This window comes from Acetobacter lambici, from assembly GCF_011516885.1.
Lineage (GTDB): Bacteria > Pseudomonadota > Alphaproteobacteria > Acetobacterales > Acetobacteraceae > Acetobacter > Acetobacter lambici.
The window spans coordinates 1-14,226 of sequence record NZ_WOTD01000045.1 but is presented as its reverse complement, the minus strand read 5'-3'; the positions used below and the strand labels follow the sequence as shown (position 1 = coordinate 14,226).

The following is a 14,226-nucleotide window of genomic DNA, read 5'->3' as shown; positions in this document are numbered from 1 at the left end:
GAGGGCTGCCCATCCAGAATGCCTCCTTCAGAGAATGGTCAGCATCCTGTGAATCACATTTTTAAACCGATGGGTACCCCGTGAGTCAGGCCAAACAATGGTTGGTATAAGAGGTGTCATTCGTGGCAATGGTGTCAAGTCCATCTGGTCAGACCCGGCATCCCTGTGTCCACAAGTTCTGGTACAGCGTCAGGTCTGTGCGCTTGCACCAACAGGTTATGATCACTTCTATTTCAAAGGGTGTGTCCTCAACTGTCAGCATTGATAATCGTTTCAGGACCAACCGAGGCGTTTTATCTCAGGCATAATAGTCGGACTTAACCAGCCTTCAGTCTGCATGTCTTCAAGCATCCACCCGAAGGCTGTTTGGGCGGTCTGCTTGTGGGTGTCGAACACCATGGCATCTTCTGTGGCTGTTTTGCCGGGCATGATGGCCGAAAGAGCATCCGGGGATAAGTCTAGTCCATTGTTCTGTTGGGAGTTACTGAGCAATGTTATGATGGCTGACGCTTCGTCAGGTGTATTGCAAAGTGCCACGGCTTCGGTCAACGCCGCATACAGGCGGGGGAGTTCGTTTGGGTGCGCTCTTTTCCATTGTTCTGTCATGATCAACATTTTTTCCATGTGACCGGGAACAGTCGATGCAGAGCCAGCTACAGTAAAGGCTAGATTTTTCAATTGTGCATCGGCCCCCCAAGGCGGGCCAGCACAAAAACCATCAATTTCCTGTTCGGCAAGTGCTTGGATCATGCGCGATGGTGGCATGATGACGATCTCTGTTTCAGTATCGCGAGAAATTGATATATTTTTTAAAAACCGGCTTAAAATAAGGTAGTGTGTGGAATACAGATGCACAACGCCCAGACGGGGTTTGCGACCTAGTCTGCGTTGCCAGTTTTTAAATGCGGTATGTTTGTCGGGTTCATCCTCCCAAAGGGCATGCTCGGTATTTTGGCCGCGCAACACAATCATATTGCCACCGCGACTGATGGGAAGACCGGGTTGCAGCCCAATTGCCCGGCCTCGTTGGCCAAGGGCAGCCATGATGGCAAGGGGGGGGAACATAATTGCGCCGTCCAGACCATTCCAGACAAGTCCATCGGCAATATTGGCCCATGATGGAACGATTACGGGTGTAACGTCCAACCCATGGCGGGCAAAAATATTCCATGAAGAGGCGACCAGAACAGGCGCACTGTCAGCCAGCCGCAGCAGACCTATACGGCAAGGAGTGCTCATGCTGTTGGGCTCCCGTTGTTGTGCATAAGGTAGTCTTTTGCAATATCGGCAATTTTTTTGGATTGTTCCATGGCCTGCTTGCGTAGCCAGCGGTAGGCCTCTTCTTCTCTACAGCGCTCCTGTTTCATGAAGAGCAGCTTGGCGCGGTCTATTGCCTCCCGGTCGGAAAGCGTTTTTCGGGCTGCTACCAGCTCCGCATTTGTTTTACGAAAGCGACGGTATAACGCAATGGCTGATCGCAGGAGGGGCTTTACATCTCTTACGGGCGTATCCAGCACGTTATAGGAACAGATACCTGCGGCAAAGGCGTCTTCCATCAAGCTTTCATCATCTTCATCCACGAATAGAGCGACGGGTTTTTCAATATCTGAGGCCGCTAGTGCGCGTACGCTGTCCAGGGAATCACGGTCAGCCCGGCTGATATCAACAAGAACAATATCTGGTGCATGGTAGCGGACTGCGTCGATCAGGCTGATATCGGTGCCTAACAGGATAACCTTCAGTGTGACGTCAGCTTCCAGCAGACGTGCCAGAGCCCCGGCTCGTTGGGAGTTTTCATCTGCCAGAAGGACTTTCATACAAATAGCCTTCCTGTGTTAATACACGTCCCGCAGATAGCGGCCACTTCGTGTCATGTCTGCCATAAAACCATCGGCCTGTTCAGGATTCATTTTGCCATGTTCGGCGATAATTTTTTTAAGCGCGTGTTCCACATCTTTTGCCATGCGGGCTGCATCGCCGCAGATATACAGGTAGGCTCCACGGTTTAGCCAGTCCCATAGTTCGGCACCGTTTTCTTCCATGCGATCCTGCACGTAAATGCGCTCGGACTGGTCACGTGAAAAAGCAGTGTTCAGTTGCGTCAGGCGGCCCTGCACCATTAGGGCTTCTAGCTCATCCCGGTAATAAAAGCCTGTACGTTCATGCCGTTCGCCAAAAAACAGCCAGTTCGGGCCTGTCGCCTGCCGTGCGGCCCGTTCCTGCAAAAAGGCGCGGAAAGGGGCAATGCCGGTGCCAGGGCCGATCATGATGATGGGAGCCGTGTCATCCACCGGGAGTTGAAAGTGCGTGGTGGGTTGAACAAATACGGGCACATCCTCGCCAATACTCAGGCCAGAAAGCCATGTGGAGGAAACCCCGGGGAATGGGGAGCGGTTGATACCTACTGTAAGATGCACCTGATCTGGGTAGGCTTGGGGAGAGGATGAAATGGAATATAACCGGGGCTGCATGCGGCGGAACAGTTTTGGTATTAGCAGTGGGTCGGGTGGTGTGGAAAGGCCGCGAATAAGGTCGGGTAGATATCCGTTTTCGTGAGTGCCAAGCAATTCCAGCAGGGCAGGCGTGGGGTGTGAGAGATCAAACCAGCGGCGGAGGGCCTCACCAAGAGTAATAGATCCGAGGCGTTTGAGGGGGATTACCGTGCTTTCAGAGAGTTGGAGGGTATTGAGCACCAGTTGAACATTATTCTCGCTATTATGCGGCCATATTCCCAGTGCGTCGCCAACTTTATAGCGTAGGCCGGTTTGGGAAATATCCAGTTCAATATGGCAGGTCTCTTTATCCGGGTCGTCCCCTGTCAGGCGTAATCTGCGGGCAAGGCGTGCCTGTGTTGGTGCATCCCGCGAAATGGTGGAGATGACAGCAGGAGCATCATGTGTAATCGGTTTGGTTTGGACGTGCAGCGTATCGCCAAGCCTGTTCAGGAGTGTGGCCTGCCATGCTTCCACGTTTTCTTCATAATCTGGCTCACAATCCATGCGCGCGCAGAGTGCAGAGGCTCCCAATGTGCTCAGGCGGTCGTCCAGCGCGCGGCCAAATCCGCAAAAATTGGCGTATGATGAATCCCCCAGAGCCAGAACCGCGTAACGCAGGGAGGGGAGGGATAATTCCTGCTGCTTTAGCGCGTCCCAGAATGAGGCTGCCATATCCGGTGGGTCACCATCCCCAAAAGTGGAAACGAGAAAGAGAGCAGTACCTGTAAGGGCCGCGGGGTCACACATGTCCAGCCCGGCAACGTGAACATTGTATCCCTTTGCGCGCAGCCATGTGCCGAGTTGTGTTGCCAATGCCTCTGTGCGGCCAGTCTGTGACGCCCACCAGAGCGTTAGGGCTGGTGCGGAGGTTGACGCCACAGGCGTGGCGGAAGCAGGCATGCGCGAATACAATCCAGCCAACAAGCCATTGAGGTGCTCGATCTGCTCGGCGGCAAGCGGGGCGGATGGGGGGATAACAGGCAACGTATCCTGCGGTGGATTGATGCGTAACCCTTCCAGAAACCCGGCTATCCAGCGGGCTGTGGCCTCGGAAAAGTGGGGGAGCGTGTGCTCTGTCAGCCCCAAAGACTGGGCAAGACGATCTACCGGCATGATGTGTGTTTTCTCCTCGACAGTAGAGGGAGCAGTCTGGGCACGGGTGAGGGACACAGCACAGTATTTGATGCCGGGCTGCAAGGAGACAGGGTCCGTTACGTCTGGTGTGACGGCATTAATGCACAGGAGTTTACCAAAACGGTCATTCCAATGGAAAGGGGCAAAGCAGGTGCCGGGAGATACGCGGGTGGAAATATGGGCGGGCAATGTTGCCGTACCCCAAGCGGAGCGTATTTCCACGGGGTCTTTCTCTTGCACGTCCAGCTTTTTGGCATCGTCTGGTGCAATTTCCACAAATGGGCCGGGGTTAAGCTTGTTGAGTTGGGTAACGCGGCCAGTTTTTGTCAGGGTATGCCATTGGTGTTGCATGCGGCCGGTATTCAGCAGGAATGGAAAGGTCTCATCCGGCTCTTCATCACGCGGCAACCATGGGCGGGGGAAAAAGACGGCCTTACCGTCGGGCGTGGCAAAGACAGGTGGACCATCGGGGGTTGGGCAATAGCGGATGGGGTGGCGGGGATTGGGGTCGTGTGCAGGAGCAGGCCATTGCACTGGCCCATTTTGCAGGCGATCATGGCTTACGCCAGAAATATCGTACCCTGTTGAAGGGTTTTTAAAACGACAGGCTTCGGCAAAAACATCTGCAGCGGAATCAAAGGAAAAACCTTCTTCAAACCCCATGGCGCAGGCAACGCGGGCAATAATCTGCCAGTCGGGGAGGGCATCTCCCGGGGGGGGAACAGCCTGACGGGCAAGTGTCATGGTGCGTTCCGAATTGACCTGCACGCCATCCCCTTCAGCCCATAGCGCGCCGGGGAGCAGAATATCGGCATATCGTGCGGTTTCTGTATCGGCGTAGGCATCTTGCACAATAACAAGTTGGGTTTTTTCCAAAGCTATGGCGACCTTGCCACGGCGCGGCACTGTGGCAACGGGATTTGTGCAGATAATCCAGCAGGCTTTGATTTTACCGGCCGCCATTTCCTCAAACATGGCAATTGCGCCCTGACTGCCCGCGTTGCGGATGGTGCCGTGTGGCAGCATCCACTGGTCTTCGCAGAATGTCCTGTCTTTTTCGGACAGTGCCGTGCGTTGGCCGGGTAGGCCCGGCCCCATATAACCCATCTCCCGCCCCCCCATGGCATTGGGCTGGCCGGTCAGGGAGAATGGTCCGGTTCCGGGTTTGCAAATGGCTCCTGTGGCAAGGTGTAGGTTACACAAGGCATTGGTGTGCCATGCACCAGACACACTCTGGTTGAGCCCCATTGTCCATAAAGACATCCACGCCCCGGCTTGGGTAATCCATTCAGCCGCTGTGCGAATGTCCTCTACGGCAAGGCCGGTCAGGTCAGCAACGTGCCGGGGTGTATAGTCGGCCAGAAAAGCAGGCATGTCCGCCCAGCCTGATGTGCAGGCGGCAATAAAGTCTTCGTCGATGGCACCCATTTCCGTCAGCAGCCAGAGTAGGCCATTCAGCAGGGCAAGGTCCGTTCCTGGGCGGATTTGCAAAAACAGATCTGCTTTGTCAGCCGTGGCTGTGCGGCGTGGGTCCACCACAATCAGCTTTGCGCCGACTGCGCGTTTACGGTCCATCAGACGCAGGAACAAAATGGGGTGGCAATCTGCCATATTCGCCCCGATGACGAAAAACAGATTGGTGCTATCAAAATCCTCATAGGAGCCAGGGGGGGCGTCGGCTCCTAATGAGAGTTTGTAACCCGCTCCAGCAGCTGCCATGCACAGCCGGGAATTGGATTCAATATGTCTGGTGCGCAAGTAGCCTTTTGCCAGTTTGTTCGCGAGATATTGCGCTTCCAGCGACATCTGGCCGGAAACGTAAAGAGCAATAGCGTCTGCCCCGTCAGTCTCCAGCACAGCTTTAAGGCGTGATGCTGTTTCCTGAATGGCAAAATCCAGAGGGGCGGGTGCAGGTGGACTGGTGCGGTCTGACCGCAGCATGGCGGTGTCCAGCCGGGCTGGCGAGGATATTGGTTGGTTGCAGGTGCTCCCTTTGGTGCAAAGCCGTCCTTTATTGGCCGGGTGCGCGGAATCTCCACGCACCCGAACAATTTTCTGGTTTTCCACCACCATCACAATGCCGCATCCGACACCGCAATAGGGGCAGACTGAGCGGATTTCCTCGCACGTCATGGGACGTTACGCCAGGACCGCTTCCGCTTGGGCCGGCACCTTACGGGCGCGGATTTCCACACGCCCGGCATGGAGCCTTGCCTCCCACGCACGGATGGACTTTTTGGGGTCCTCCAGACATGTGCCGTCTTCAAGATTGAAGTGTTGCTTGTAAAGTGGAGACGCCACTACGGGTTGCCCGTGGATGTCCCCCATTAATCCGCGCCCCAACACGTTGGCGTGGGAGAACGGGTCATGGTTGTCCACGGCAAAAACCCGTTCCGTTCCGTTGGCGTCTGGCAGGTAGAACAGGGCAACCTGTGCGTTATCATGTAGTGCGACCACGCCCGAGTTAGGCACAAGGTCCGTTTGCGCGCACAGGTCCGTCCACTCCACCGGGCCTGCGCCTACGGGCAGTTCGGCCTGATTGTCCGCAGGTTTTATCTGGTCTCGTTCTGCTACGGTGCGGATGTTGGGGTCTGGTCGGCTGTCATTCACAAACGTGCGGAAGCGTTTGAGTTTTTCGTGGTCAGTCAGCGCATCTTTCCATTCGCAGCGGTAGGTTTCCACCACGTACTGCATCTGCTGTTCCAACTCGTTACAGATGCCAAGACTGTCGTTGATGATGACATCCTTGAGGTAATCCAGACCACCTTCCAGATTTTCGCGCCAGACGGAGGTTCTTTGGAGTTTGTCCGCAGTGCGGATATAAAACATGAGGAACCGGTCTATATATTTAACCAGTGTTTCTGAATCCAGATCCGTTGCAAAAAGCTCCGCATGGCGCGGGCGCATGCCACCATTGCCGCAGACATACAGATTCCAGCCATGTTCGGTGGCAATAATGCCGACATCCTTGCTCTGGGCTTCTGCGCATTCACGCGTGCAGCCAGAGACTGCGAATTTTAACTTATGGGGCGAACGCAGCCCCTTATAACGGTTTTCCAGATCCAGCGCCTTGCCTACGCTATCCTGCACGCCGTAGCGGCACCATGTGCTGCCAACACAGGATTTTACAGTACGGGTGGATTTGCCGTAGGCGTGCCCGGTTTCAAACCCTGCACTCAGCAGTTCGGTCCAGATTTCAGGTAACTGGTGGAGTTGCGCACCAAATAGGTCAATACGCTGCCCGCCGGTAATTTTGGTATAAAGGTTATATTTTTTGGCAACCTGACCCAGAATAATCAATTTGTCTGGTGTGATCTCCCCCCCGGCAATACGGGGCACAACCGAGTATGTGCCATTTTTTTGCATGTTGCCCATAAAGGTGTCGTTTGTGTCCTGCAAGGGAATATACAGGGGGTCTGTAATGGGCTTGTTCCATGCCGAAGCCAGAATGGAGCCTACGGTCGGTTTGCAGATATCGCATCCAAGACCGTCATTGCCATACTGTGCCATCAGTTCTTCAAAACTGCGGATGTTGTGTACGCGCACAAGAGAGTACAATTCCTGCCGCGTGTAGGAAAAATGTTCGCACAGGCTGTGGTCAACCGTTATGCCACGTGCGGTCAGTTCTGTTTCAAAAACACTTTTAAGCAGGGCGGAACATCCACCACAGCCTGTGCTGGCTTTTGTCTCCTGCTTCAAGGCGGCAAGGTCTGTGCAACCCTGCTCGATTGCCGTGCTGATACTGCCTTTGGTAACGTTATGACACGAACAGATAATGGCTGTATCCGGCAGGGCGTCCGCTCCCAGAAGTTCCGCACCTTCTCCGCGCGGCAGGATCAGCGCAGCCGGGTCCGATGGTGGGGCTATACCGTTCTGTACATACTGGAAAATGGTATCGTAATAGGAGTTGTCACCAACCAGAACAGCGCCGGTTACACGCTTGCCGTCGGCCGACAGTACCAGCCGTCGGTAGGAGCCATCAGCCTCACCGATAAACCTGTAGCTGGTCGAACCCGGCTCCCGCCCATGTGCGTCCCCAATGGAGCCGACATCAACCCCTTGCAGTTTCAGCTTTGTGGACATGTCCGCCCCCGTAAAGGCGGCATCTTCTTCCCCTCCCAGCAGAGCGGCAACCGTGCGGGCCATGGTATAGCCGGGGGCAACCAGACCAAAAATCTGCCCTTCCCATAAAGCGCATTCGCCAACGGCAAATATGTTCGGGTCCGAAGTGCGGCACTGGTTATCCACTATAATGCCACCACGCGGCCCGACTTCCAGCCCGCTTGTGCGGCCAAGTATGTCCTGAGGCTGAATCCCGGCGGAAAAGACCACCATATCCGTTTCCAGCGAACTGCCATCCGCAAAAACCAGTTTGTGCCGGTGTGTTGTGCCGGGCAGAATTTCTTGCGTTTTGTGGCGCACACGCACATTAATGCCCAGTGCTTCAATCCGGTGTTTTAGGGCGCGGCCACCCTCTTCATCCAACTGGGCAGGCATCAGATGAGTGCCCAGTTGGATAACGCTCACATCCAGCCCCAGAACCTTAAGCGCATTGGCAGCCTCCAGCCCCAGCAGTCCGCCACCAATTACGGTGCCATGTTGTGCGCCCTGTGCTGCTGCACGAATAAGGTCCAGATCCTCCAGTGTGCGGTAAACCAGTCCGGCAGAGCTGGTATTGCCCGGAACAGCGGGAACAAACGGACGCGAACCAGTTGCCAGAATAAGACTGCTGTAAGGAAATACCCCAGCTTCTGTTGCAACGGTTCTGGCTGTTGGATCAATCTGTGTAATGCGTGTACTCAGATGCAGGGTAATGCCGTGGGCTGTGTGAAAATCCTCCTGATGCAATTTGAGCGCCTGTGCATTCTGCCCGCTCATATAGTCTGTCAGATGGACACGATCGTATGCGTGGTGGCGTTCTTCGCCAAAAATATGAATCTGATGGGTCAGGTGCAGGCCATGCATAATAAGCTGCTCAGCACAGTAATGGCCAACCATGCCGTTGCCGACAATAATGATGTTGTTTTTGGGTGTCATGGCTCTGCTCCCCGTTTTTAAAATTTGAATTCGAGGGTCTGCATATACAAAGCGCCCTCTTTGGCCCCGACATTGCGCATCCCGCGGGACAGAAGAATACCTTCGATATCATGCGTCCATGCCCAGTGTGGGGCAAAGTTCCATGAAAGCTGGGTGTAGGGCATAACCCCTGTAAACCCGCCACGCAGATTGTCCCGCCAGCTATAGATTTTACCGTTACCACCATACACGGCGTCCTGTGTGCTGGCCCGCCAGAAGAAAGGGGTATGCATTTTAAGGTGAAGGGTCGGGCGGATGGTAAAATTGGCGATCGGGCCAATGCCAATCAGGTTTTGTGACGTTAGGGACAAGGAGAGGTCATTATAATAGGGCAGGGGGACGAATGGTGTTGCAAACGTGCCGACGGCACCATTCTGGTTACGGTCGGAACCGCCAGAGAACAGGTCTCCCTGCACACCAAAACCGGGTTTACCTGCCCAGTCCGGGCGTGTGTAGGTTATGCTGCCATTGACCGCATAGGCACGGACAGCGCGGGTGCTTTGACCAGATTGGGTGGGGCGGAACTCCCCACCCTGAAAAATACCGGTCAGGTTTGTGCTAAAGCGGCCGATGTTCCCCCACAGACGTAGCCCCACATTATCCCTACGGGTAGAGCCTTTTTGCGTTCCCCCCACAGCAGCAGTCGGGATGGACGCCGCCGTTCCGTTGTAGAGGTAGCCAAGGAAAAACACATCGGCGAACATTTGGCTCTTCTGCCCCATAAACTGAAAGGAGGGCAGAGCCGTAGAGGTGTAGGCACCATACAGGCGGGCATTATAGCTTGTGCCGTCTGCAAAGACCTTTTGTGGCAGCTTGTTAGTCTGCATGAAGTCGAACAGGTCAATCCGGAACCGGTTCCATACGGCATAACCGCGAAAACCATCCCAAGTCTGCTGCACGTTGGTCAGGTCTCGCGGGGATTGCATGGAAACGGGAGCATCCAGAAAAATCTGCCGCCCGCCAATAACCCCCATCTGCGCTCCCAGAAGACGCCCTTTTACTTCCAGAATGCCCTGTTGCAGATCCAGACTTTCGCGCTGTACACCAGTCTGGTAGCCATAAGTGTTGGAACCTCCAGCGACCCCATACAGGAATTCCGCATAAGCCCGCACATGTTCGCCCAGGTGCAGGTCCGCTCCATACTGGTTGCGCAGGAGCACACGACTGGAGTTGGTTTTGCCAGCCTGACCCTGCATGGGTTGATTTTCAAAAATATAGCGCAGCCGCTCTTCGCCGCTAAAACTCATCCAGATACTGCCGGTGTCATTCAGTCGCACATATTTCAGGCGGTTGAACCAGTCATTTTTCCGGACGGTTTGTGGTGCATCCGCAAGGGCGCTCCAGTCTTCCGCCCAGCGGGCCTGACCATAGCCATTGACCACACCAAAGCCCGATGCGGCATTATTGCCCGCGTTAAAAATCTTCCAGTCCGGATGATACAGAGCACCTTTTACAAGAGCGGCTTTGTCAGGCAGGGGCAGGACGGGAACGGGCACAACAGGCGCCAGAGGCGTTACAGCCGCTGGTACGGCCCGGGCCGAGGTTGCTGGTTTGTGTTCACTGGCCCATGCTGTGCCACTCAGGGCAACGCTTAGCGCAAGGCTGCCGCTTTTCCAGCGGCGCAAACAATGGGTAACGTTTCTCATCAGGATATTCCCATCCATTTGCGGTGGCAGAGGGTGACACAGCCGCAGGCAACAAAGCAGACAAGTGCGAAAACAAGGAATCCGGGGCCATAGGAGCCTGCCATCTGGCGGGCCGCTCCAAGAGAAGATGCAAGGTAAAACCCACCAACCCCACCGGCCATGCCGACAAGACCAGTCAGGATTCCGACCTGTTGGGGAAAGCGGATCGGCACAAGTTGGAACACCGCGCCATTGCCCAGACCAAGGGTCAGCATGCCCAAAAAGAACGCGCCGAACGCCATGTAAACAGAGGGTAGTCCAGTGGAAATAAGCAGGAAAATAACGCCCGCCATGCCGTAAAGCAGCATAAGAGCTTTTGTGCCGCCAACGCGGTCCGCCATGGCACCACCAACCGGACGGATGAAGGAGCCTGCAAAGACAACAATTGCCGTGCAGGCTCCGGCTGTTGCGGGCGGGAGGTGATATTGGTCGTTAAAATAGATGGTCAGAAACGACGCGAGGCCAACAAATCCGCCAAAGGTAACGCTGTAAAAGAACATCAGCGTCCAGCATGTCTTTGACTTCAGAATAGGCCCCCATGAGGATAGGGAGGGCATGGCAGGGCGAGTTGCAGGCTCCCGTGCCATAAAGATGAAGGCCACCAGAACGGCAGTTAATGGCAGCGTGGCCAGCCCCAGAACATTCAGCCAGCCCATCATGGATGCCAGACCGGGAGCAAAAAGGGAGGCGAGCGCCGTGCCGGAATTGCCTGCACCGGCAATACCCAACGCCGTGCCCTGATAACGTGGCGGATACCATATGGATGCCAAAGGCAGAGCAACGGCAAAGGAAGCCCCCGCAATACCCAGCACAAGAGCGACCCAGAACATGCTGGCATAGGTATGGGGAGCAAGAAACCACGTTAACGCCAGGCCAAGAATTACACTGACCTGCGCACCAATGGCGACACGGCGGGGGCCAAAAAGGTCAACAAGAGCCCCGGCAACCACACGCAACCCCGCACCTGCCAGCACGGGGGTTGCAACCAACAGACCTTTCTGTCCTGCGTTCAGGTGCAGGTCATGGGCGATGGATATCCCCAACGGGCCGAGTAGAACCCAGACCATAAAGGAGACATCAAAATACATAAATGCGGCTATAAGCGTCGGTGCATGACCGGCTTTAAGGAACCCTCTGTCCACAGAACGTCTTTCGGATGGTCCGTATATTTTGTACGGAAACCCATCGCTCTTATGAGCTAGCGAACCGTCGTTGATTCGCTCTGTGTACTGCTTTTCCCACTAAAGGGAGGAGTCCGTTCCGCCGCCGTTGACGGAAACAGTAATATGCTAAGCATGATACACACGGAACAATCCGGAGTCAAAACGAATATACCGGTCTTTAGGGGGAGGCTAAAATATGTAGATTCAGATGCCACGAATAACCTTCCGTTTTTTTGGAAGGTTGGTGCATCCGTAATCAGCCACTATTCAAACTTCAGAGTGGCTGAAACACTCCTCGCTCTAGAGATTCAAGTTTGATCGAGCATCCATTTATTCATATCAGGCACGGCGCAATGATCGCTGTGCGATTTGACGTGCCCAATAAATGATCATGAACAGCAAACATGTTCCAAGGCTGGCTATCACGGTCGTCCGTTGAGTGGGGTCGCTGAACATGGCAACAAAAATCAATACGACAAAACCCAGACAGGCAATATTGACGAACGGGAAAAGTGGCAGATGGAAAAAAGCTTTCTTTCCCTTATCGTCTGCTTGATAACGAATGGCCATATAGGCTGTCATGATCAGGGAATAAACCACCAAGATCACTCCGCCGCTACAACTCAAGAGAAAAGCAAAGACTGTGTCGGGTGCAATGATAGATGCAAACGCCACAATTCCTCCAGCTAATGAATTGACCACGATCGCATTCACAGGTGTTTTATGGCGGCCATGATGTTGCAGCCTTGCAGGGGCATCTCCATGCCGGGCTAACTCTGCCAGAACGCGGGATGTAATATACAGGCTTGAGTTCATGCATGAAATTATTGCGGTTAAGACCACAATACGCATGGATAACGCAGCACCAGGGATTTGCATGACCTGCATGGCCATAACAAAGGGCGAATGGCCGGGCACTATGTCTGTCCACGGAACAATCATCAGGATGATTCCGATTGAAAGACTGTAAAACAATGTCAGCCGTGTACCCAGACTGCGTGTAACATGAGCAATATTCTGGGCTGGTTCGGCAGTTTCTCCCGCAGCAACTGTTGCAATTTCAGACCCGATCATTGTGAATAAGACTGTAGGAACAATCGAAATTACAGCAATAATGCCATGGGGCATTAATCCGCCGTGGTTCATTACATTCTGAACAATTGGTACCGACGGCCCGAATAGATGCCCGATACACAGGATTCCGATGAAGACGAACAAAACAATGCTGGCAACCTTAACAATTGATAGCCAGAATTCGCATTCACCAAATATGCGCACAGCGGCGAGGTTGATGAGCATGAGCGTTATGATCAGACCTGTCGCCAAAAGCCAGACCGGCAGATTGATCATGTCATGCAACATAATGGCACCGGCTATTGCCTCGCTCCCCAAGACAACCAGCCAGAAAAACCAGTATAACCAGCCTGCGGTAAAGCCTACTCCATTTCCGTGCGCTTCGCGAATATATGCGACAAATGACCCTCTGCCCGGGCGGGCGGTTACCATTTCTCCCAGCATGCGCATGACCAGCATAACCAGCAGGCCGACGGCAACAAATACGGCCAACACCGCAGGCCCAGCAGCAGCAATGGCAGCACTGCTCCCCACAAACAGCCCCGCACCGATAGCTCCCCCCAGCGCAATCATAATAATATGGCGTTGCTTTAGAGTGGAGAGCGTATGGCTGGAAGGAGAGGTGTCGGCTGTTTTGGGCATGGCTGGTAATATTTCCTATAGAGATGAAAATTAAACCTCAGTGTGGACGGGATTTTTCCATCTTTTTTAAGTGCTTTTGTATTACCAAAAGTGTCTGCATTTGACAGATATCGATTTTTTAATCGAAGTTCTGACTTTAACTAAGTCGCGTTCCATTAGGGACACGTCGTTCTATAGATGCCATCACAACACCCTCGGGGGTTTCAAAGCCGGAGAGTAAAAATTCCGACTGGAAGGGACCGATCTGTTTTACAGGGAAATTGATAATGCCAATGACCTGACGTCCAACCAGATCGTCATGGCTGTAAAGTTTTGTAAACTGTGCGCTCGTTTTCAGTTCACCATAAGGCCCAAAATCAGCCCATATTTTATAGGCTGGTTTGCGCGCTTCTGGAAAATCTTCAACACGAAGAATAGTCCCCGAAACGATTAAGACTTTTTCGAAGTCACTCCAGCTGATTTTTTCCATAATACACTCCTTTTTTTGCGATGTTGTCACGTATGGCAGCTAGCTATTCATCGTTCTGCCCTTCCATGTTTTACGTGACAAAGGGGCGGACAAGCTGTTGCAACCACATCAATTGAAAGAAAAAAAATACCTGACAAACTCAAATCCATGAAGCAAAGGGACGCTTATATTTCTGGTCTGCCAGAGTAAAAATCTTCTCTTAACTGGTGTTGGTCATAACTGCGGTTGACCGGGTATTACTCCATCATGTCCCAACGATGGTATATTAGAGCCCTTTTGGAAATTCGCTATGATAGGTTTTCAAGAGGTTTTGAGCGTGATTCAAAGGCAGGATGTGGACGCCAGCACAACGAGGCCGCATGGCCGGAATTACACGCAAGACGAAACGCTATCCGTCTGATCTGACAGATGAGGAATGGGAGCGCATAGCGCCTCTGATGCCCCCTGCGAACCGGCGTGGTCGGAAACGGACAACCGATTTCCGTGAG

8 protein-coding genes and 1 pseudogene are annotated in these 14,226 nt (G+C 53.7%); 1 reads left to right on the top strand and 8 read right to left on the bottom strand.

Features of this window, described 5'->3' with window-relative positions; genetic code table 11:
• Nucleotides 1-273 precede the first annotated feature (273 nt).
• From GOB86_RS12970 to GOB86_RS12935, 8 genes are all read right to left on the bottom strand, one after another.
• Nucleotides 274-1,239, bottom strand: a complete 966-nt coding sequence (locus tag GOB86_RS12970; RefSeq protein WP_165992923.1) for an ABC transporter substrate-binding protein — start codon at nt 1,237-1,239, stop codon at nt 274-276.
• The gene (locus tag GOB86_RS12965) at nt 1,236-1,817 is read right to left on the bottom strand and encodes an ANTAR domain-containing response regulator (RefSeq protein ID WP_165992921.1); all 582 of its coding nucleotides are present in this window, start codon (nt 1,815-1,817) and stop codon (nt 1,236-1,238) included. The genes GOB86_RS12970 and GOB86_RS12965 overlap by 4 nt, the downstream gene beginning before the upstream one ends.
• A gap of 18 nt (nt 1,818-1,835) precedes the next feature.
• A complete protein-coding gene (locus GOB86_RS12960) occupies nt 1,836-5,762 on the bottom strand; it encodes a bifunctional nitrate reductase/sulfite reductase flavoprotein subunit alpha (RefSeq protein ID WP_165992918.1) in 3,927 nt (1,308 codons plus the stop codon).
• Nucleotides 5,763-5,768: 6 nt separating this feature from the next.
• Entirely contained in the window at nt 5,769-8,666 is a 2,898-nt protein-coding gene (nirB, locus tag GOB86_RS12955; RefSeq protein ID WP_165992916.1) for a nitrite reductase large subunit NirB, read from the bottom strand.
• Nucleotides 8,667-8,683: 17 nt separating this feature from the next.
• The gene (locus tag GOB86_RS12950) at nt 8,684-10,351 is read right to left on the bottom strand and encodes an alginate export family protein (protein WP_165992914.1); all 1,668 of its coding nucleotides are present in this window, start codon (nt 10,349-10,351) and stop codon (nt 8,684-8,686) included.
• Nucleotides 10,351-11,532 (bottom strand): MFS transporter, encoded by a 1,182-nt coding sequence (locus tag GOB86_RS12945; protein ID WP_165992912.1) that lies wholly within the window; start codon nt 11,530-11,532, stop codon nt 10,351-10,353. Before GOB86_RS12945 ends, GOB86_RS12950 begins: the two co-directional genes overlap by 1 nt.
• Before the next feature lie 360 nt (nt 11,533-11,892).
• Nucleotides 11,893-13,269, bottom strand: a complete 1,377-nt coding sequence (locus GOB86_RS12940; RefSeq protein WP_165992910.1) for an amino acid permease — start codon at nt 13,267-13,269, stop codon at nt 11,893-11,895.
• Nucleotides 13,270-13,405: 136 nt separating this feature from the next.
• Nucleotides 13,406-13,738: a tRNA-binding protein gene (locus GOB86_RS12935; RefSeq protein ID WP_165992908.1), complete on the bottom strand. Its 333-nt coding sequence runs from the start codon at nt 13,736-13,738 to the stop codon at nt 13,406-13,408.
• A 332-nt stretch (nt 13,739-14,070) separates the two neighbouring features.
• Here GOB86_RS12935 and GOB86_RS12930 point away from each other — a divergent pair.
• A pseudogene (locus GOB86_RS12930) lies at nt 14,071-14,226 on the top strand (IS5/IS1182 family transposase); the annotation flags it as partial.

Coding starts and splice junctions, on each gene's coding strand:
- nirB (WP_165992916.1), bottom strand. CDS start 8,666: ATGACACCCAAAAACAACATCATTATTGTCGGCAACGGCATGGTTGGC.
- GOB86_RS12960 (WP_165992918.1), bottom strand. CDS start 5,762: ATGACGTGCGAGGAAATCCGCTCAGTCTGCCCCTATTGCGGTGTCGGA.
- GOB86_RS12950 (WP_165992914.1), bottom strand. CDS start 10,351: ATGAGAAACGTTACCCATTGTTTGCGCCGCTGGAAAAGCGGCAGCCTT.
- GOB86_RS12935 (WP_165992908.1), bottom strand. CDS start 13,738: ATGGAAAAAATCAGCTGGAGTGACTTCGAAAAAGTCTTAATCGTTTCG.
- GOB86_RS12965 (WP_165992921.1), bottom strand. CDS start 1,817: ATGAAAGTCCTTCTGGCAGATGAAAACTCCCAACGAGCCGGGGCTCTG.
- GOB86_RS12940 (WP_165992910.1), bottom strand. CDS start 13,269: ATGCCCAAAACAGCCGACACCTCTCCTTCCAGCCATACGCTCTCCACT.
- GOB86_RS12970 (WP_165992923.1), bottom strand. CDS start 1,239: ATGAGCACTCCTTGCCGTATAGGTCTGCTGCGGCTGGCTGACAGTGCG.